21 protein-coding genes are annotated in these 18070 nt (G+C 62.0%); 12 read left to right on the top strand and 9 right to left on the bottom strand.

From position 1 onward, the window contains the following. Positions 1-108: 108 nt before the first annotated feature. The 8 genes from GM79_RS19825 to GM79_RS19795 form a co-directional block, all read right to left on the bottom strand. On the bottom strand, positions 109-582 hold the full coding sequence (locus tag GM79_RS19825) for a hypothetical protein (RefSeq protein ID WP_051719107.1): 474 nt from the start codon (positions 580-582) through the stop codon (positions 109-111). 13 nt (positions 583-595) lie between these two features. Beyond that, complete coding sequence (locus GM79_RS19820) at positions 596-1444, bottom strand: 3-hydroxyacyl-CoA dehydrogenase NAD-binding domain-containing protein (protein WP_035567319.1); 849 nt, start codon at positions 1442-1444, stop codon at positions 596-598. A gap of 80 nt (positions 1445-1524) precedes the next feature. Continuing rightward, complete coding sequence (ftsY, locus tag GM79_RS19815; RefSeq protein WP_035567318.1) at positions 1525-2499, bottom strand: signal recognition particle-docking protein FtsY; 975 nt, start codon at positions 2497-2499, stop codon at positions 1525-1527. A 223-nt stretch (positions 2500-2722) separates the two neighbouring features. After that, on the bottom strand, positions 2723-2887 hold the full coding sequence (locus tag GM79_RS23960) for a DUF4295 domain-containing protein (protein ID WP_072008680.1): 165 nt from the start codon (positions 2885-2887) through the stop codon (positions 2723-2725). An 8-nt stretch (positions 2888-2895) separates the two neighbouring features. Further along, complete coding sequence (rpmG, locus tag GM79_RS19810) at positions 2896-3078, bottom strand: 50S ribosomal protein L33 (protein WP_035567317.1); 183 nt, start codon at positions 3076-3078, stop codon at positions 2896-2898. 197 nt (positions 3079-3275) lie between these two features. Then, on the bottom strand, positions 3276-4979 hold the full coding sequence (locus GM79_RS19805; protein ID WP_081867896.1) for an aminopeptidase P N-terminal domain-containing protein: 1704 nt from the start codon (positions 4977-4979) through the stop codon (positions 3276-3278). 191 nt (positions 4980-5170) lie between these two features. Continuing rightward, entirely contained in the window at positions 5171-5410 is a 240-nt protein-coding gene (gene rpmB / locus GM79_RS19800) for a 50S ribosomal protein L28 (protein WP_035567315.1), read from the bottom strand. 85 nt (positions 5411-5495) lie between these two features. Next, a complete protein-coding gene (locus GM79_RS19795; protein ID WP_035567314.1) occupies positions 5496-5678 on the bottom strand; it encodes a DUF5522 domain-containing protein in 183 nt (60 codons plus the stop codon). Between the two features lie 78 nt (positions 5679-5756). On the opposite strand from GM79_RS19795, the gene GM79_RS19790 reads away from it, so the two are divergent. The 12 genes from GM79_RS19790 (at position 5757) to GM79_RS19735 (ending at position 16512) form a co-directional block, all read left to right on the top strand. Next, positions 5757-6266 (top strand): hypothetical protein, encoded by a 510-nt coding sequence (locus tag GM79_RS19790; protein WP_152560103.1) that lies wholly within the window; start codon positions 5757-5759, stop codon positions 6264-6266. Between the two features lie 66 nt (positions 6267-6332). Continuing rightward, positions 6333-7577: an ornithine--oxo-acid transaminase gene (gene rocD / locus GM79_RS19785; RefSeq protein ID WP_035567311.1), complete on the top strand. Its 1245-nt coding sequence runs from the start codon at positions 6333-6335 to the stop codon at positions 7575-7577. Positions 7578-7683: 106 nt separating this feature from the next. Continuing rightward, positions 7684-8835, top strand: a complete 1152-nt coding sequence (locus GM79_RS19780) for an NAD(P)/FAD-dependent oxidoreductase (RefSeq protein WP_035567310.1) — start codon at positions 7684-7686, stop codon at positions 8833-8835. Between the two features lie 116 nt (positions 8836-8951). Further along, a complete protein-coding gene (locus GM79_RS23385; RefSeq protein WP_051719106.1) occupies positions 8952-9410 on the top strand; it encodes a hypothetical protein in 459 nt (152 codons plus the stop codon). A 101-nt stretch (positions 9411-9511) separates the two neighbouring features. Continuing rightward, positions 9512-10498, top strand: a complete 987-nt coding sequence (hemB, locus tag GM79_RS19770; RefSeq protein ID WP_035567308.1) for a porphobilinogen synthase — start codon at positions 9512-9514, stop codon at positions 10496-10498. Between the two features lie 434 nt (positions 10499-10932). Then, complete coding sequence (locus tag GM79_RS19765; protein WP_035567307.1) at positions 10933-11247, top strand: hypothetical protein; 315 nt, start codon at positions 10933-10935, stop codon at positions 11245-11247. Between the two features lie 135 nt (positions 11248-11382). Next, positions 11383-12333, top strand: a complete 951-nt coding sequence (locus tag GM79_RS23380) for a DUF6745 domain-containing protein (RefSeq protein ID WP_051719105.1) — start codon at positions 11383-11385, stop codon at positions 12331-12333. Positions 12334-12425: 92 nt separating this feature from the next. Beyond that, complete coding sequence (locus GM79_RS19755) at positions 12426-14273, top strand: vWA domain-containing protein (RefSeq protein WP_152560102.1); 1848 nt, start codon at positions 12426-12428, stop codon at positions 14271-14273. A 431-nt stretch (positions 14274-14704) separates the two neighbouring features. After that, positions 14705-15211, top strand: coding sequence for a GNAT family N-acetyltransferase (locus GM79_RS19750; RefSeq protein WP_035567306.1), 507 nt, complete (start codon positions 14705-14707; stop codon positions 15209-15211). Then, positions 15211-15930, top strand: a complete 720-nt coding sequence (locus GM79_RS19745; RefSeq protein ID WP_035567305.1) for a DUF92 domain-containing protein — start codon at positions 15211-15213, stop codon at positions 15928-15930. The genes GM79_RS19750 and GM79_RS19745 overlap by 1 nt, the downstream gene beginning before the upstream one ends. Before the next feature lie 49 nt (positions 15931-15979). Further along, a complete protein-coding gene (locus GM79_RS19740) occupies positions 15980-16189 on the top strand; it encodes a hypothetical protein (RefSeq protein WP_035567304.1) in 210 nt (69 codons plus the stop codon). Beyond that, positions 16189-16512, top strand: a complete 324-nt coding sequence (locus GM79_RS19735; protein WP_035567303.1) for a type II toxin-antitoxin system RelE/ParE family toxin — start codon at positions 16189-16191, stop codon at positions 16510-16512. Before GM79_RS19740 ends, GM79_RS19735 begins: the two co-directional genes overlap by 1 nt. A 9-nt stretch (positions 16513-16521) precedes the next feature. Here GM79_RS19735 and GM79_RS19730 read toward each other — a convergent pair whose 3' ends face one another. After that, positions 16522-17931: an APC family permease gene (locus GM79_RS19730; protein WP_035567302.1), complete on the bottom strand. Its 1410-nt coding sequence runs from the start codon at positions 17929-17931 to the stop codon at positions 16522-16524. Positions 17932-18070: the final 139 nt, after the last annotated feature.

Raw genomic sequence — 18070 nt, 5'->3', positions numbered from 1 at the left:
TTGTCTAGCCGAAACACCGGTTGTTGTTGTTTCGGAGTGCAAACTTACGACCTTCTCTAAATAAGCACAAGCTAAAACGTAATTTTTCTGAAAAATTTATTCTGCTCTTCAGTTTGTGATGCTTAGCAATGTTCCCTGCAGGCTTGTGCTGTACTGTTTTAATGGCCTTGAAGTCGGACCACCCGTGATTTGGCCGCGTAAATCGAACTGCGACGAACAACAGGAGTCCCGCATAAACAGACGTGACTGGTCCAAGCTTACGACCGCACAGGCATCGTAGGGTTGGTAAGGGCAGTTGCGCTCAAAGGCCAAATAAGAGTTGGCGCTTTGCCGGACTACAATAACGCCCCGCACGCCACCGTCGCCGGCGGGACCTTTTGCAGGCAGGGCAACGGCCCCGTTATCAACGCGGAGGCTGGCGTATTCCTGGTTGGTGATATTGAGGCTCAGGTTCACCGGCGCGTAGGGTATCAGCGGCTGGTTGTTATTATCATCGCCGCACGCGGCCAATAGGAAAACTGCGGCCGAATAGCCACTCAAAACCACGAGACGTGTCAGTAGGCCGAGCGTAGGATACTTCATTTCTGATAAACCGTTAATAGTTGTAGAAGCCCCGACCGGTTTTGCGGCCGTGGTGACCGGCGTCTACCTTTTGCTGCTGAATGCGGCTGGGCCGGAACTTTGCATCCTGATGAAAAGAGGCAAACATGGCGCTGGTAACCGAGAAGTTGGTGTCGACGCCAATCAGGTCCATCAACCGAAACGGGCCCATTTTGAATCCGCTCGCCTCCAATAATTCGTCCACGACCTCGAAAGAGGCCACGTTTTCCTCTACCACTTTCAGGCTCTCGACATAGTAATGCCGTGCCACCCGGTTCACGATGAAGCCGGGCGCATCGGCGGCCCGCACCGGGGTTTTGCCCAGCCGCCGGGCCAGCGCTTCCACCGCAGCCGCCACTTCGGGCGCGGTAGCCACTCCGCTTATCACTTCCACCAAAGGCATCACCGGGGCCGGATTGAAGAAGTGCATGCCCACCACCCGCTCCGGGTTGGGTACTTTCGCGGCCAGCTGCGTGATGGGCAAAGACGAGGTGTTAGAAGCCAGAATGGTTTGCGGCCCGTTGAGCGCCGCCAGCTCCCCGAATAGCTGGTGTTTCACGTCCAGGCGCTCCACCACGGCCTCTATAATTAGGTCGGCCTGCACCGTGCTCATGTCGGTGGTGATGGTGAGGCGGGCCAGGGCCGCGTCGCGGGCTTCGGCGCTGAGCTTGTTCTTGGCAACCAGCTTGCCCAGCCCGGCCGCAATGGCCACCTGCGCTTTCTCCAGCGCGGCCGGGTTGAGGTCGAACAAAACCGTGGGCAAGCCGTGCTGAATGCCCAATTGGGCAATGCCGAGGCCCATGGTACCGGCCCCAACTACGGCAAGGGTTTGAATATCGTTCATGGTACGAAGGTAAACGGCCTGCCCGGCCAAGCGGAGCTTAGCGGGGCAGGCCGTCAGAATACTTTGCGAAAAATGGAAGGTTATTTCTTTTTGAAAAGCGAATTCACGTACGTGTTCCGGTCAAAAAGCTGCAAGTCGGTCATCTTCTCCCCCACCCCAATGTAGCGCACCGGAATACTGAACTGGTCCGAGATGCCAATGACCACGCCACCCCGGGCCGTGCCATCGAGCTTGGTGATGGCCAGGGCCGTGACTTCGGTGGCTTTGGTGAATTCCTTGGCCTGCAAAAAAGCATTCTGGCCCGTGCTGCCATCCAGCACCAGCAGCACTTCGTGCGGCGCATCGGGCAGCACCTTTTGCATCACGCGCTTGATTTTACTCAGCTCGTTCATCAGGTTCACCTTGTTGTGCAGGCGGCCGGCCGTGTCGATAATCACCACATCGGCGCCCAGTTCCACGCCTTTGCGCACGGCGTCGTAAGCCACGGAAGCCGGGTCGGTGTTCATGCCGTGGCTCACCACGGGCACGCCCACCCGCTGGCCCCAGATGATGAGCTGGTCGACGGCGGCGGCGCGGAAAGTATCGGCCGCGCCCAAAACCACTTTTTTGCCGGCCGAATGAAACCGGTGGGCCAGCTTGCCAATGGTCGTGGTTTTGCCCACGCCGTTCACGCCCACCACCATAATAACGTAGGGCTGCCCGGTGCTGCCCGCGCTGTCGAGCACGGCCGTGGAGCCGGAGTTGTTGTCCTCCAGCAGAGCCACGATTTCCTCGCGCAAAATGCGGTCCAGCTCGCTGGTGCTCACATACTTATCGCGTGCCACCCGGGCCTCAATGCGGTCAATCACCTTCACCGTAGTTTCGATACCCACGTCGGCATGCACCAACAGGCCCTCCAAATCATCGAGCACGGCCTCGTCCACGGTGCTTTTACCCACCACGGCTTTGCTCAGCTGGTCAAAGAAGTTGGTCTTGGTCTTTTCCAGGCCCGCATCGAGCGAGGCCTGCTGGGCAGGGGTTTCCTTATCCTTTTTAAAAAAATCGAAGAGGCCCATTAGGGAAGGGATATGAGGGTAGGCGGGGTTTCAGGGCAGGAGGGTGTGGGGGTAGGAAAGGATGAGTGACGAATCATCAGGTAGAAACGAGGCTGTGGACAACAACTCGTTTTCTCTTAGACAACCCTTACCCTCCTACCCTAAAAACCCTTATACCCCACAAACTAAAAAAGTCCCACGAAGGTGGGACTTTTTAAACTTTTACCAAGCCGAAGCTGACGGTTTATTTGTTGCCGGTGGCCAGGTAATCCTGCACTTTATCGAGCAGCACCATTTCCTCGCGGAAAGTGTAAGCCCCGGTTTTCTCCGATTTAACGGCACGAATCACTTTTGCCCAGTTCTTGGCGTTCTCAACGGTTTTCAGCGTTGCTACTACTTTCTTAGCCATTGTTCAGGTTATTTAATTTCCTTGTGAACGGTCATTTTCTTGAGGATAGGGTTGAATTTCTTCAACTCAATGCGCTCGGGGGTGTTCTTGCGGTTCTTGGTGGTGATGTAGCGCGAGGTGCCCGGCATCCCCGAGGTTTTATGCTCGGTGCATTCCATGATAACCTGCACCCGGTTTCCTTTCTTGGCCATCTCGACGGGGGTGTGTGTTTTTAAATTTAGGACTGCAAAGGTACGGGGATTTTTCGAGACTGCAAAGGGCCTGGCAGTATTCGCGTTAGGCTGCCACAAGTCAGACGTAGCATAAGCTTCTGCTTGTGATGAGTACAGCGAGTTCTGGCGCCTGCAACGCTGGTACTCGCTGCGCTCGTCACATGCGGAAGCTTACGCTACTTTAAATCGGGCAGTTTAAATCCCTCCAAGGCACTGGGCTCGGCCATGAGCTTCTCGATGTCGGCCACGGTGCGCGGCGCTTCGGCCGACATATTTTCGTAGCCGGTGGTGGTAATCAGCACGTCGTCCTCAATACGAACACCGATATTCCACCATTTGGGGTCGCAGGGCGAGCCGGCGGGAATGTAGATGCCTGGCTCCACGGTGATGACATTGCCGGCCTGCAGCGGGCCGTAGCTGCCCCGGTCGTGCACGTCGAGGCCCAGGTAATGGCTGGCCCCGTGGGGGTAATAGCGGCGGAACTCGTCTTTCTTTTTGATGATGCCCAGCTTAATCAGGCCGTCGGCCACCACTGCCTGCGTGGCTTGGTTGGGCGCGTCGAACCCGGCCCCGGGGCGACAAGCGGCAAAGCCGGCCTCCTGAGCCGCCAGCACCAGCTCGTAAATCTGGCGCTGCGCGGGGCTGAACGTACCGGAAGGCGGCGCGGTGCGCGTCACATCGGCGGAGTAGCCGTGGTATTCGGCCCCGCAGTCCATCAGCACGAGGTCGTTGTCGAGGCGCTGCCGGTCGTTGGTTTCATAGTGCAGAATGCAGCCGTTGGCCCCGCCGCCCACGATGCTGGGGTAGCCCTGAAACTCGGCCCCGTAGCGGCGATACACGTACTCGTGCAGGCCCTGCACGTCCATTTCGCCCATTTCGGGCTTCATCAGCTTCATTACCTCGCGCTGGCCCATGGCGCTGATGCGGATGGCGCGGCGGAGCAGAGTCAGCTCCTCAGGGGTCTTTACGGCGCGGAGCCCATCCAGCTTCTGCCCCAACGTGGCGTCGTCGAAGCGGCCCGGCGGATTGGCGGCGATGGCTGCTTCGCGGCCTGCATCGGTAGTGGCCGCCAGGTAGGCGCTGATGAGCGGGGCGGCGGCCAGGGTGGGGTTTTCCTGGATGCGGCTGTTGAGGTAGCCGGCCATGCGCTTGGCATTCCGCACGCCATTGCGCCGGATGGTGGCGCTGAGGGCGCCCACCTCGGGGTTGTAGTTGGCGGGTACGCCGGCTTGCTGCCGGAACGTGGCCAGCAGACCGTGCAGGTCGGCGGGGTTACTGAAGTCGTCGCGCACGTCGGTAGGCAGGTCAATGAAAAGCACCTGCTCAAAATCGGCCCACGGAATGCCCGCACTGCCGAACGTCTTGTTGTCGGCGGCAAACTGCAGGCCGAGCTGGCCTTTGGCGCCGGCGGCCCCCAAGCGCCGGCCGGTCCAGGACTCACGCGCTGGGTCGCGGGGTTGGGTAAAAAGCGCTTCCGTGACGCCCGCCTGCCCGCCCACGGTGCGCGGCTCTTTAAAAAGCAGCAGCACGGCATCGGGCTCGCCGTAGCCGGTGAGGTACTGAAAATCGGGGTTTTGGTGGTAGATAAAGTCGACGTCGTTGGCGCGGTTGCGCACCGGCGCGGCAAACAGGACGGCTACGCCTTTGGCCGGCAGTTGGGCGCGCAGCAATTCGCGCCGCTGCTTGTGGAATGCGGGCGAAAGAAAATCGGTGGGCCGGGCGGGCACCGCAGCCGCCGTGAGCGGCTCGGGAATGGATACCGCATTTTGCGCTGCGGCCTCCAAACCTGCCAGCAGCAGGCAGCCCCCGAAAACCAGCTGAAACGTGCGCCGAACGGGCAAAAACGCCGGCAAATAAGGGAATAAAGGAAGCCGTGTCATAGTCGGAAGGTGAGGAAGTGAAAGCCGAAAGCTAAATTACCGCCAACAGACAAAGCCAGCGCCGATACAGTTGCCTGAGGGGCAAACGTATCGGCGCTGGCTTGGCGTATTTGGCAACACGGTGAACGGGCAATGAGCTGGCAGGCCGTGGCCTAGCGGCTCTGCCCGCACTCGATACCAATCACTGAAATCTAGTAAACGATGAAGCCCTGCTCCTTGGCCTTCTTCAATACCGACATGATGCCGTTCTTGTTGATGGTGCGGATGGTGGAAGTGGCTACTTTCAAGGTTACCCAAGCATCCTGCTCGGGGATGTAGAAGCGCTTTTTCTGCAGGTTCGGGTAGAACTTGCGCTTGGTCTTGTTGTTCGAGTGCGATACGTTGTTACCAACGCGGGTACGCTTGCCGGTCAAATCACAAACACGGGCCATAATATCGGAGGGTTAAGAATTACAATGCTAGGGGAAACGGGCCGCAAATATCGGCATAAGTCTGGCATTCACCAAGCACCATAAGCTATTTCTGCCCAGATGCGCCCTGACGGCCTGTTTTGGGCCTAAAATTCCAGGGGCAGTGCCGGCAGCTGCTCTGGCAGCAGCTGCCCCGGCGCCGGTGGTACTGCTCGGTGAAGACGAGGTAGCCCTCGGGCGTGTAGTAGAAATCGCCGGGCTGCAGCGGCTGGGGAACGGGAGTTGGCATCGGGGAATCAAAGTTACAGCCGACCGCGTTGGAAGTACGCCCGGCGCTATCTTGTAGTATCACATTTGGTTGTTTGCGATGACTTCACGCTCCTGTTTTTTGTTGCCGCTGCTGGTGGGCGCGGCGTGGTTGCAGGCCCCGGCAGTGGCGGCTCAGAACGTGCGTCCGGTGGTGCTCACCGCGGCTGCGGCCCCGGCTGGCCTGCGCCCCGCCCTGGTTCGCGACGAAGCGGCTTTTACCGCCCCCCTTCGGGAAGCGCAGCGCACCCTGCCGCAGGTCAAAAAACGGTTTCAGGCCGGGCTACCCCAGGGCGACCAGCTGCTGCTCACGGTGCGGGTGATGGCCTCGGACACGAGCTTCCGGCCAGCGTCGGCGCGGGTGCTGGGCTGGCGGGGCAATATGGTGCAGGCGCTGCTGCTGCCGGAAGAGGCCAGCACCGCCAGCCCGGCCGAGCCGCTGCCCGTGAGTTTTCCGGAAGCCGCCGTAGTGGACTGGACTCTGCTGCGCGCCAGTGGCCGCGAAGAAGGCAATTACGTGGGCCGCTACCGCGATACCGCCCTTCAACTGGAAAGCTTGCCCTTTCGATAGACCGAATTTGCCCTGACGGCCCAAAAAATCGTAATTTCGGGCCTCACCTATTATTCCCACCTGCTTATGCAAACCTCCACCGCCACCTCCAGCCGCGCCGAACAGCTGATGCAGCTCGAAGACCAGTACGGCGCCCACAACTACCACCCCCTGCCCGTGGTGCTGAACCGGGGCGAAGGCGTGCACCTGTGGGACGTGGACGGCAAGCATTACTACGACTTCCTGTCGGCCTACTCGGCCGTGAACCAGGGCCACTGCCACCCGCGCATTATTGAGGCCCTCACCAAGCAGGCCCAGCAGCTCACGCTCACCTCGCGGGCTTTTTTCAACGACCAGCTGGGCGCCGCCGAGAAGCAGCTCTGCGAGCTGTTCGGCTACGACAAAGCCCTGCTGATGAACTCCGGCGCCGAAGCCGTGGAAACTGCCCTGAAGCTGGCCCGCAAGTGGGGCTACCAGGAGAAGGGTATTGCGCCCAACGCGGCCCGTATTCTGGTGGCCGAGCACAACTTCCACGGGCGCACCACGGGCATCATTTCTTTCAGCACCGATGGCGACAGCACCGGCGGCTTCGGGCCCTACATGCCGGGCTACCAGGTGGTACCCTACAACGATATTGCCTCGTTGGAGGAGGCGCTGAAAGACCCGCACGTTTGTGCGTTTATGGTGGAGCCCATTCAGGGCGAAGCGGGCGTGATGGTGCCGGCCGTGGGCTACCTGGCCCAGGCGGCGGCGCTGTGCCGGGCGCACAACGTGCTGTTCATCGCCGATGAAATTCAGACCGGCCTGGGCCGCACCGGCAAGCTGCTATGCTGCGACCACGAAGCCGTGCACGCCGACGTGCTCATTCTGGGCAAAGCCCTGAGCGGCGGCGTACTGCCGGTGTCGGCGGTGCTGGCCAACAATGCCATTATGCTCACCATTCAGCCCGGCCAGCACGGCTCCACGTTTGGCGGCAACCCGCTGGCCTGCGCCGTGATGCGGGCCGCTTTGGATGTGCTGATTGATGAAAAGCTGGCCCAGAACGCGGCCCGACTGGGCGAGATTTTCCGGGAGCGGATGCGTCAGATTCAGGCCCAACGTCCCGAAACGGTGGATTTGGTGCGCGGCAAAGGCCTACTGAACGCCGTGGTGATTGTGCCCGCCGCCGACGGCCGCACGGCCTGGGACGTGTGCGTGACCTTGATGGAGCGCGGCGTGCTGGCCAAGCCCACGCACGGCGACATCATCCGCTTTGCCCCGCCGCTGGTGATTACGGAGGAGCAGCTGCACGAAGCCTGCGACGTAATCGAGGAAGTTATTCTGGCGTTTTAAGTTTTCTGTCATCCGGAGCTTACGAAGAACCTTATCACGTTTGAAGGCAATGTGCTGACCGGATAAGGTCCTTCGCTAGCTCCGGACGACAGATTTTTCTTTAGCCATGTCAGCGGCCAACCTCTCTTACTGGGAACACCAATCCTTTTTCGGCCCGGCCGACGTAGCCATTATTGGGGCGGGACTGGTCGGCCTGACGGCAGCGCTGTACCTGAAGCAGCGCCGGCCGGGCTGGCGCGTGGTGGTACTGGAGCGCGGCGCGCTGCCCAGCGGCGCCAGCACCAAAAATGCCGGTTTCGCCTGCTTTGGGTCGATTTCGGAATTGATTGAGCAGGAGAAGCGCGGCGACCTCGAAGCAGTGGTGGCCGCCCGGTACGCCGGCCTGGCCCGGCTGCGCGAGCTGCTGGGCGACGCCGCGCTGGACTACCAGCCCGTGGGCGGCTACGAGCTGTTCCGGCACGAAGAAGCCGCGCTGGCCGGCGAATGCCTGGAAAAAATAAGCTACTTCAACAACCTGCTGGCGGCAATCACGGGCCACCGGCGCACCTTCCGGGATGCCAGCGCGGAGGCCGGCCGGTTTGGCTTCCGGGGTGTAGGCACCTTACTCAAAAACGAAGCGGAGGGCAGCCTCGATGCCGGCCGGATGATGCGCACTTTGCTCACTCGCACCTGGGCCGCGGAGGTGCCCGTACTCACCAACTGTGCGGTAGCCGCCCTGGAAACCGCGCCAAACGGCCAGCACCTGCTGCGGCTCGCCAACGGCGCCACCATCGAAACCAGCCAAGTGCTGCTGGCCACCAATGCCTTTGCCACCGAGCTACTACCGGAGCTGGCCATCGTGCCCGGCCGCGGCCAGGTGCTGGTAACCGAGCCGCTGCCGGACGTGCGCCTGCCCGGCACGTTCCACTACGACCACGGCTACGCCTACTTCCGGCAGCTGCCGGACCACCGCATTTTGCTGGGTGGCGGGCGCAATCTCGATTTTGGGGCGGAGGAAACCACGGAGCCCGGCCTCACGCCCACCGTGCAGCACTACCTTGAAAATTTGTTGCACGACGTTATTTTGCCCGGCCAGCGGCTCCGCATCGACTACCGCTGGAGCGGGGTGATGGGTTTTGGGCCGGCGCTGGCTCCGATTGTGGATTGGGTACGGCCGGGGGTGCTGGCCGCCGTGCGCTGCAATGGCATGGGCGTGGCGCTGGGCGCCGGCACCGGCTGGCGGGCCGCCGAAAAGCTGAGCGCTGGGCAGCGGAACTAGTCCGATATTCGTAGAGCCCAACGCAGCTTCTATTTTTCGCTCTCTCTATGGTTTTTACTACGCGCCTTCGTTTCGTTCGCTTACGGTTTTTAGGCTTTTTAGCGGTTTCTGCTGGGTTGGCCAGCAGCTGCCAGAGCAGCCGGTCCAGCTTTTCGTTTCAGACGCCGCCACGCCATTTGCCGGCCGTGCTGATGGCCTCACCGGCGGCGGCAGAGGCTTCGACAGAAGCGGCACCGCTGGCCACGCCGCCGCCACGCGTAGCTGCTCGTTTGCTGAACAAAATGCCCCGTGCCGTGCCACCAAGACCAGCGAAACAGCCTTTCGTGGCCAGCGAGGCGGCCGTGGTGCTGACTTCCGCACCGGCAGCGGTGCATCGGCGGCAGTGGCTGCACCGGCCGCAGGCAACCGCAGAAGCAGGGCTGGGCACCACGGTGCTGGGCGTGCTGGGCCTCATTGCCCTTCCCGTGGCAATACTTGGACTGGTGCTGAGCGGCGGCGGGCTGGTGTGGGCCATTGTGGCCGGGCTGGCCGCCGTGGCCGTGCTGGTGGCCTACCTCGACCCATTCGGGCGATAGTCTGAGGGGCCGGGGTGAACTTTGCGGTCCCACGCTGCTTGTTCAGGCACGCTTACTACATCACCTTTTGATTTTCGGGCCCGGCCCGTCCCGCTGATTTTATGCTCCCCACCCACCGCCCCCGCCGCAACCGCAAGTCCGAAGTTATCCGCGATATGGTGCAGGAAACCCGCCTCACCACCCACGATTTTATCTTTCCCCTGTTTCTCATTGAAGGCCGGAACCAGCAGGTGGAAGTAAAATCCATGCCGGGCATCTACCGGTATTCGGCTGATAAAATCATTGAAGAAGTGGGGCAATGCGTGGAGCTGGGTATCAAAACCTTCGCCCCCTTTCCCAGCATCAACGACAACCTGAAGGACCGGCTGGCCCGCGAATCGGCCAATCCTGACGGGCTTTACCTGAAGACCGTGGCCGACATCAAGCGCCAGTTTCCGGACGTGGTGCTGATGACCGATGTGGCCATGGACCCCTACAGCAGCGACGGGCACGACGGCGTGGTGGACGCCGAATCCGGCGAAATCCTCAACGATGCCACCCTGGAAGTGCTGGGCCAGATGGCCCTGGCCCAGGCCCGCGCCGGCGCCGACATCATCGGCCCCAGCGACATGATGGACGGGCGCGTGGCCTGGATTCGGCGGGTGCTGGACGAGAATGCGTTCCAGCACGTGAGCATCATGAGCTACACAGCTAAGTATGCCTCGGCATTCTACGGCCCGTTCCGCGACGCCCTGGATTCGGCCCCGAAAAAGGGCGACAAAAAGAGCTACCAGATGAACCCTGCCAACAAGCGCGAAGCCCTGCGCGAGTTGGCTCTCGACGAGGCAGAAGGAGCCGACATGGTGATGATAAAGCCCGCCCTGAGCTATCTGGACGTGATTCACGCCATTAAGGAGCGCACCCACCTGCCCGTGACGGCCTACAACGTGAGCGGCGAGTACGCCATGGTGAAAGCTGCTGCCCAAAACGGCTGGCTCGATGGGGAAAAGACGATGATGGAAGTGCTCACCAGCATCAAGCGCGCCGGCGCCGATGTCATCCTGACCTATTTTGCCAAGGAGGCGGCGGCCGTGCTGCGCCGTGGATAAGTAATAAGGCACCAGCCTGCCCGGTAGTACCGCAAGGAAACAAAGGCTTGCTTCGGCTGATTTTTGAGAGGGACACGCTGATATGCAGCGTGTCCCTTTTCTATTAGGCCTTACGCCCTCAGCTGCTGGCGCGCGTCTCTGACGCGTGACTCACTGGCTTGGCGTTTCCAAACGCCGCCGTTCGCACCGGCTGGTTTCGTCGGGCCCGCGCCTCAGAAACGCGAAACCAGTGAGTCACGCATCAGAGACGCGCGCCAGCGGCTGAGGGCGTAATGGTTATCTACTACCAGGCGGTTTACTAAATAAATTGGCAATTAATTCCAGCTTTTGTAGTCTTGCTGAAGAAGTTTGCGTATTATTGCATTAACAAATGCCAATACCACTACAAGCGGCTTTTGTTAAAAATTTCTAGCAAACCATTTTAGCAAAACGTCATGAATCAGTCCCGTTTTCTGTATCGCCACGGCGATGTATTGATTGCTCCGGTCACCGCCCTGCCCGCTGGTGCTTCACCCCGCGCCGGGCTGGTGCTGGCCCACGGCGAGCACACCGGCCACACCCACCGCATTCAGGAAGCCGGCGTGGCCAGCTTTTACGTGCATGGCAAGGAGCTGTACCTGGTGGTAGCGGGCCACAAGGCCACGGTGGTGCACGAGGAACACCGGCCTATAGAGCTGCCCGTAGGCGTGTACCGGGTGTGGCAGCAGCGCGAGTACACCCCCACGGCTATCCGTACCGTAATAGATTAATTGCAATTTCTGGTTGCTTGCCTTTGGGGTTTCGTCGACTTTTGACAAACAATCAAAAACAAGCGGTCAAAACCGAAGAACGTTAGTTTCCAGAGCGCCTGCTTACCAGCAGCTCCTTACCTAACCTGTCGCTCCATGTTCAGCATCAACGCCCGCAGACGGCAACTGCGCCGGCCCCCTACTGCTGCCCCGCAGGCCGCCGAGCCGGCCGCACCGTTTGGCTCGCGCCCGCCGGGCCCGCCGGCTCCGGCGTATGCCCAGCCCACCAGCGGCCCGGTGCGCGCTACGCCCGAAGCGGCGCGGGCCTTGTTGCTGTCGGGCCGGCTGCCCGAGGAGCTGATTGTGAACGGCGCGCTGCGGCTGCGAGGCGAGCCCCGCCTGCGCGAGCTGCCCCGCCTGCTGGAATGCACCCACCTCGACGTGAGTGACTGCCCCAATCTGGAGCTGCTGCCCGAGCGCCTGCGGGCCACCAGCGTGCAGGCCGCCCGCACCGCCATCCGGGAAGTGACCGGCGACTGGCTGGTGCGCGAAACCGTGAACCTGAGCGGCTGCCGCCAGCTGCGCCAGTTACCCGAGCGCCTCACGGCCCGCTCCCTGGATGTGAGCAACTGCCCGCAGCTGGCGCAGCTGCCCGCCACCATCCACCTTACGCACTGGGTGGAAGTGGCCGGCAGCGGCCTGACCGGGCTGCCCGGCGGCCTGCGCGTGAACATCCATTGGCAGGGCACGGCAGTGGACGAGCGCACCGCTTTCCGGCCCGAGGATTTGAAAGGCGTGGACATTCTCAACATTCGCAACGTGACGCGGCGGCGTCTGCTGCTCGAACGCTTCGGCCTCGACCGGTTGGTACAGGAAGTGGGCGGCCTCATTATCGACCGCGACCGGGACGCGGGCGGCGAGCGGCAGCTGCTCAGTATTCCGCTGGAAGACGATGAGCCGGTGGTGGCCTTGCGCGTCATTTGCCCGTCGACGGCGCATACGTACGTGCTGCGGGTGCCGCCGCACATTCGCAGCTGCCGCCGGGCGGCCGCGTGGCTGGCCGGCTTCGAAAACGAGCACGACTACCAGCCGCTGATAGAAACATAACCCTTCAGAAGGTCGTGCTTTGATTGCGCTGCGCCTCGCTCAGCATGACGTTTCTTTATCGCTCATCTCTCCTCAAACAAACTTTTCACATCATGCAAATCACCCAGCAGCCCGCCACGCCGGTACTTCTTGAAAACATGGCTGATATGGCCAGCTTGCTATTGAATTTTCGGGAATATGTGCCCAACCCGCAGCGTCGGCCGCTCAACGTAGCCCTCGTGATTGACCGCAGCGGCAGCATGGCCGGAGCCCCGCTCCGCTACGCGCTGCAAGCCGCAGCCGACTTCGTGGACCGCCTCGCCGCCAACGACCGGCTGAGCATCGTGGTGTATGACGACCATGTGAACACCTTGCTGGAAGCAGAGCTGGTGACCGATAAGTCGGCCATTAAAAAGGTATTGCAGGGCGTGCGGGCCGGCGGTCTCACCAACCTGAGCGGCGGCTGGCTGCGCGGCTGCGAGCTGGTGGCCCGGCACAAAACCGACCAGCATGTGAACCGCGTGCTCCTGCTCACGGACGGGCAGGCCAACAATGGCATCACCAATTCGGCGGTGCTGATAAAAACGGCCGCCACCAAAGCCGAGGAAGGCATCACGACGACCACGCTGGGCTTCGGCAGCCATTTTGAGGAAGACTTGCTGATTGGCATGGCGCGGGCAGCCAATGGCAACTTCTACTTTATTCAGAGCCTGGACGATGCGGCCGATGTCTTCGGTATTGAGCTGGACAGCCTCAAGGCCATTGCCGCCCAAAACCTGACCGTGACGCTCACGCCACTGAATGGAGCCGTTATTGCCGACGTGCTGAGCCTGGCCCGGCAGGAGCCGCAGGCCGATGGCCGCATGGTACTGCATTTGGGCGATGTGCACGAGAACGAGGACAAGCCGCTGGGCCTGCAATTGCAGCTGCCGGCGCTGCCCGCCGGCGGCCACCAGCTGCTGCACATTGCCTACCGCGCCGATGCCATTCGCAACGGCATCATCGAGGCAATTTCGGGCGAGCACACGGTGCAGGTTACGGCCGGGCCCATTGAGGCCGTGGCGGCGGCTTCGGATGGCGGCGTGATGCTGGATTTGGCCCGCCTGCGCATTGCCCGCGACAAGGAGCGTGCCGTGGACCTGGCCGATGCCGGCAAGCACGCCGAGGCCGAGGCCCTGCTCCAGCAGCTGGTAGCCGGCCTGACAGCCAAAGGCCTGCACGAGCACTTCGAGATTGCCGAGGAAATCGACCAGATTAATCACTACGCCCAGCGCATTGCCAGCCGCCACCTCGACAACGAGAGCCGCAAGGAGCTGCGCGACCAGGCCTTCCAGGGCCGCCGCGCCCGAACTGACCTGGCCGGCCGGGGCGTGAGCGTGGACCAGGCCGCCTACGCCCTGCCCGTGGTGGCCGAAGCCGGTACCGGCGTGGAGCTGCTGTGCTTTCGCGAGGGCGGCAAGCTGCGCGTGCGGGTAGTTTCGAATGGCTTCGAGGACCTGAACATTCAGTTCCCGCGCGCCATTCGGGCCGAGGGCGCGCAGTATCTGGTGGACGAATTGGAGCGCAGCACCGACGGCACGTTCTATCGCGCCAAGGGTACCATCACGCGCCTCGTGCGGGCCGGCGAAACCGACCCGCTGGCCGGCGGCGGCCACCACGGCGGCGGACGCAGCCGGAGCACCAGCAGCAGCTCGCGGCCGGCCAAACCAGCCACCACCCTGGCCGATTTGGAGGAAACCGACACCATCGGCACGGGCATCCTCATTCAGTGCGTGAAAGACGGCAGCAAGCTCCGCGCCCGCGTGGTGAGCGACGGCTTCGACCCGAGCTGGAACATGCGCTTCCCCCGCGGCATTCGCGACGAGAGCACGCTATTCGTGGTAGAGCACGTAAATACCGCGCCGGATGGCAAGTCCTACATCGCCAGCGGGGATATCAAAAAGTTTACGCAGACAACGTAACCCCATCCCCTAACCCCCCTCCGCTTGATGCGCGGAATCCTGCGGGGGAAGGGGGACTAGTTTCTAGTCTCGCAAGGCTGGTTTTTAAGCTAAAAGACTTGTTCCCGAATAAGCAAAAACGAAAAAATCGAATCATGCTGAGCGCAGCCGAAGCATCTCTACCGCGCAACTAATCTAATCGACTCAACGAAGCGGTAGAGATGCTTCGGCTGCGCTCAGCATGACCGTCGATTTTATACTTTTCTGTATTTAGGAACAAGTCTAAAATCTACGGCTAGTTCCCCTTCCCCCGGAGGGGAAGATGGGGTTACGCGGAGGGCGACGCGAAACCAGCAGCCCGGAGGCTCTCACGAATCAGGGACTTCCGGGCTGCTTATTTTGCGGGCATTCTGCCGAAGCATTACCGCGCTTCGGCCCCAAACCCTCAGCCGATGCTCCTTACCCGCCGCGCCGCGCTCGCCGACTTGCCCGCCATCCTGGCCCTTGTGCGCCGCGTGGTGCCGCTGATGCAGGCCAGCGGCAATTTCCAATGGACGGACGATTACCCGAACGAAGTCGTTTTCACCGCTGACATTGCCAAAAGCCAGCTTTGGGTGGCGGAGCTGGATGGCGCGGTGGCCGGCGTGGCCGCCCTCACCCAGGACCAGGACGCCGAGTACGCCCAGGCCGACTGGGACGTGACCGAGCCGGCCCTGGTGACGCACCGGCTGGCCGTGGCCCCGGCGGCACAGGGCCGGGGCGTGGCGCTGGCGCTCATGCAGCAGGCCGAAACGCAGGCCATAGCGCAGGGCCTGAAGGTTTCGCGGGTGGATACCAATTCCGAGAACGCCGCCACGCAGCGGCTGTTTCCGAAGCTGGGCTACCGGTTTGCAGGCGAGATTACGCTGGCATTTCGGCCTGGACTGCGGTTTTTCTGCTACGAGAAGCTGGTGGGGTAATGGATTTATTTCGACTTGGTTTGGTGGTGGCGGTGCTGGGCTTCGGCATGGGCTACAGCGTGCGGGCGGGCAAGCTGACCACGGCGGCGGCGGCCACCGGCGGGGTGCTGGGCCTGCTGATTTACCTGGGCGGCGGCTTTACGGGGCTGGGGTTGCTGGGGCTGTTTTTCGCGCTGGGCACGGCCGCCTCCGGCTGGCGCGTGGCCGACAAGCGCCACCTCGGGCTGGCCGAGGAGAACAAGGGCCGCCGCACGGCCGGCCAGGTGGTAGCCAATGCGGGCGTGGCGGGCCTGCTGGGGCTGCTGGCATGGCGGCTGCCTACCGCAGCGCCGCTGGCCGGCCTCGTGCTGGCTGGCAGCTTCGCCGCCGCCACGGCCGATACGCTTTCTTCCGAGCTAGGCAACCTGTACGGGCGGCGCTACTACCACATTCTCACGCTGCAGCCCGACACGCGCGGCCTCAACGGCGTGGTGAGTGTGGAAGGCACGGCGCTGGGGCTGGCGGGCACGGCGGTGCTGGCGGCGGCCTACTGCACGGGCCTCGGCTGGGGGCCGGCCTTTTGGTGGCTGCTGGTGGCGGGCACGGCCGGCAACCTGCTGGATTCGGTGCTGGGCGCAACGCTGGAACGGCGCGGCATGCTGAGCAACAACGCAGTCAACTTCCTGAACACGCTGACCGGGGCCCTGGTGGCGGGCGGGCTGGGCTGGTGGCTGGGGTAGCAGCGGCCGGCTACTGAACCAGTTATGGCCTTTGGTTATACCTTGAAGCATGAAAACCTACACGCTCGACATTATCGCGCCCGACGATGAGGAAATGGTGGTGGCTATTTTAGAGGCCTTATCGAAGCGCAACGTTATCCGCTTTGCGGTGGCCGCGCCGTGGCAGCCTTCGTCGGACGACGAGTTGGAAGCCCGTATTGTGGCCGCTGACGCACAGCCCCGCTTGTCTTTTGCCGAAGCCCGGCAGCGACTGGGTTGATGAGCGAAAGTCTCCGCGAGGTTAATCTAACCCCAGCATTTCTGGATGGACTGGCGGCGATTCAAGCCTATCACAGTCAGTTTGATGCGGCGCGTGGGCGACAAACCAGCACTTCCATTATTGATTTTGCCTGCGATATTATTGCGCCTTTTCCTCAGGCACACCCTCATTATCCGGTGCGCCAATACCCTGAACGGGACTACTGGCGGGCCGTTTTTCGGCGCGAGTACGTGCTGATTTACCGGGTGACGGACGCTGAAATATCTTTCCTGCTGATTTACGGGGCCAGACAGCGGCCAAACGACTTGTTGCTGCCCGCCTGACAAGTTATTTTATGACACCGGTGGGGCAAACGGCCACCGCCCCAGCCGGCGGCTCCAGAGCAGGAAGGCGCCCGTGCCCAGGGCCATCATGCCCAAGGCGGCGGCCTGGAAGTAGAGGTTGAACGTGACCCCAAACCAGGTGACTTCGGCCGGGGCGATGCCCACGAACACAAACAGCCAGATGATGATGGCCAGGACGACGGGCAGCGGGTAGAGCGGCATTTTGAAGGGCAGGGACGCCGTGCCGCGCCGCCGCCGCAGCAGCACCAGCCCCACGGCCTGCCCCACGAACTGCACCAGAATGCGCATGGCCAGGATGGCCGAAATCACCTCGCCCAGCCGGAAAAGCAGGCTGAACACGAAGCCCACGCCGCCCAGGATGAGCAGCGACACGTACGGGAAGTTCTTGGTGGGGTGCAGCTTGCCGAAGACTGGCAAAAACTCGCCATCGGCCGCCGCCGCGTAGGGGATGCGCGAGTAGCCCAGCAGCACCGCAAACAGCGACGCGAAGGCCACCAACAGCACCATGGCCGTGGCAAAAGTGGCGGCCGCCGGCCCGTAAAGCCGCTCCACAAACACGCTCACGATGAACTGCGACTTGTCGCCGGCGCTGGTTTGCCAGCCCTGCACTTCCTGCCACGAGATAACCGTGCCCACGCTCCAGTTCATGAGCAGATACAGCGCGGCAATGCCCAGAATGCTGAGGAAGATGCTGCGCGGAATCACCTTCTCGGGGTTCTTAATTTCGGCCCCGAGGTGGCACACGTTGTAGTAGCCAAGGTAGGAATAGATGCTTTTGACAACGGCCTGCCCCATGGCCACCGAAATGAGCAGGCCCGGCAGCGCCGTGAACCCGCCCTCCGGGATGATGGCTACGGAATGGTTGGCGTGGGTGAGGCCACCAAAAATCAGCCAGCCGATGAGGCCCAGCACGGCCACCCACAGCATCACGCCCAGCCGGCCAATGTCCTCAATGCGGCGGTAGAGCAGCACGACCAGCAGCAGCACCACGGCGCCGGCCACGGCTTTGGGCTGCCACCATTCGGTCATCGGCACGAGGTAGCCGAAGTATTGGGCGAAGCCGATGGCGCCGGAAGCCAGCACCAGCGGCGACTGAATGAGCGTCTGCCAGACGTAGAGAAACGACATGTAGCGGCCCCACTTCTGCTCGCCATACGCCAGCTTGAGGAAGCGGTAGGAGCCGCCGGCTTCGGGGTAGGCCGCGCCCAGCTCGCTCCAGATAAGGCCGTCGACGGCGGCCAGGGCCGCGCCCACCAGCCAGGCCAGCAGGAAATTCGGCCCCATAAAACCCATTACGAGTGGCAGAGTGACAAAGGGGCCGATGCCCACCATGTCAATCATATTAAGAGCAGTGGCTTGCGTGAGGCCGAGGCGGCGCTGCAAAGTGGGTGCGGACATGCGGGCGAAGGTAGGGCGGCGTTTGCAGTACGCACCTGTAGGTGCCACCAGCGGCCAGTAGCTGGGCTGCTTTCGTCGCGCACAGACTGTGGTACACTTAGCTTTTGGAGATTTCTCCACTCTTTTGCGGCGGGTATTT

This window comes from Hymenobacter sp. IS2118, assembly GCF_000715495.1.
Taxonomy (GTDB): Bacteria; Bacteroidota; Bacteroidia; order Cytophagales; family Hymenobacteraceae; genus Hymenobacter.
Note: the sequence above shows the minus strand (reverse complement) of the source record. Positions and strands in the feature narration are given on the sequence as shown.

Bases quoted from the DNA above. Each gene is read 5' to 3' on its own strand.
- GM79_RS19825 (WP_051719107.1), bottom strand. From the start codon at position 582: ATGAAGTATCCTACGCTCGGCCTACTGACACGTCTCGTGGTTTTGAGT.
- GM79_RS19820 (WP_035567319.1), bottom strand. From the start codon at position 1,444: ATGAACGATATTCAAACCCTTGCCGTAGTTGGGGCCGGTACCATGGGC.
- ftsY (WP_035567318.1), bottom strand. From the start codon at position 2,499: ATGGGCCTCTTCGATTTTTTTAAAAAGGATAAGGAAACCCCTGCCCAG.
- GM79_RS23960 (WP_072008680.1), bottom strand. From the start codon at position 2,887: ATGGCTAAGAAAGTAGTAGCAACGCTGAAAACCGTTGAGAACGCCAAG.
- rpmG (WP_035567317.1), bottom strand. From the start codon at position 3,078: ATGGCCAAGAAAGGAAACCGGGTGCAGGTTATCATGGAATGCACCGAG.
- GM79_RS19805 (WP_081867896.1), bottom strand. From the start codon at position 4,979: ATGACACGGCTTCCTTTATTCCCTTATTTGCCGGCGTTTTTGCCCGTT.
- rpmB (WP_035567315.1), bottom strand. From the start codon at position 5,410: ATGGCCCGTGTTTGTGATTTGACCGGCAAGCGTACCCGCGTTGGTAAC.
- GM79_RS19795 (WP_035567314.1), bottom strand. From the start codon at position 5,678: ATGCCAACTCCCGTTCCCCAGCCGCTGCAGCCCGGCGATTTCTACTAC.
- GM79_RS19790 (WP_152560103.1), top strand. From the start codon at position 5,757: ATGACTTCACGCTCCTGTTTTTTGTTGCCGCTGCTGGTGGGCGCGGCG.
- rocD (WP_035567311.1), top strand. From the start codon at position 6,333: ATGCAAACCTCCACCGCCACCTCCAGCCGCGCCGAACAGCTGATGCAG.
- GM79_RS19780 (WP_035567310.1), top strand. From the start codon at position 7,684: ATGTCAGCGGCCAACCTCTCTTACTGGGAACACCAATCCTTTTTCGGC.
- hemB (WP_035567308.1), top strand. From the start codon at position 9,512: ATGCTCCCCACCCACCGCCCCCGCCGCAACCGCAAGTCCGAAGTTATC.
- GM79_RS19765 (WP_035567307.1), top strand. From the start codon at position 10,933: ATGAATCAGTCCCGTTTTCTGTATCGCCACGGCGATGTATTGATTGCT.
- GM79_RS23380 (WP_051719105.1), top strand. From the start codon at position 11,383: ATGTTCAGCATCAACGCCCGCAGACGGCAACTGCGCCGGCCCCCTACT.
- GM79_RS19755 (WP_152560102.1), top strand. From the start codon at position 12,426: ATGCAAATCACCCAGCAGCCCGCCACGCCGGTACTTCTTGAAAACATG.
- GM79_RS19750 (WP_035567306.1), top strand. From the start codon at position 14,705: ATGCTCCTTACCCGCCGCGCCGCGCTCGCCGACTTGCCCGCCATCCTG.
- GM79_RS19745 (WP_035567305.1), top strand. From the start codon at position 15,211: ATGGATTTATTTCGACTTGGTTTGGTGGTGGCGGTGCTGGGCTTCGGC.
- GM79_RS19740 (WP_035567304.1), top strand. From the start codon at position 15,980: ATGAAAACCTACACGCTCGACATTATCGCGCCCGACGATGAGGAAATG.
- GM79_RS19735 (WP_035567303.1), top strand. From the start codon at position 16,189: ATGAGCGAAAGTCTCCGCGAGGTTAATCTAACCCCAGCATTTCTGGAT.
- GM79_RS19730 (WP_035567302.1), bottom strand. From the start codon at position 17,931: ATGTCCGCACCCACTTTGCAGCGCCGCCTCGGCCTCACGCAAGCCACT.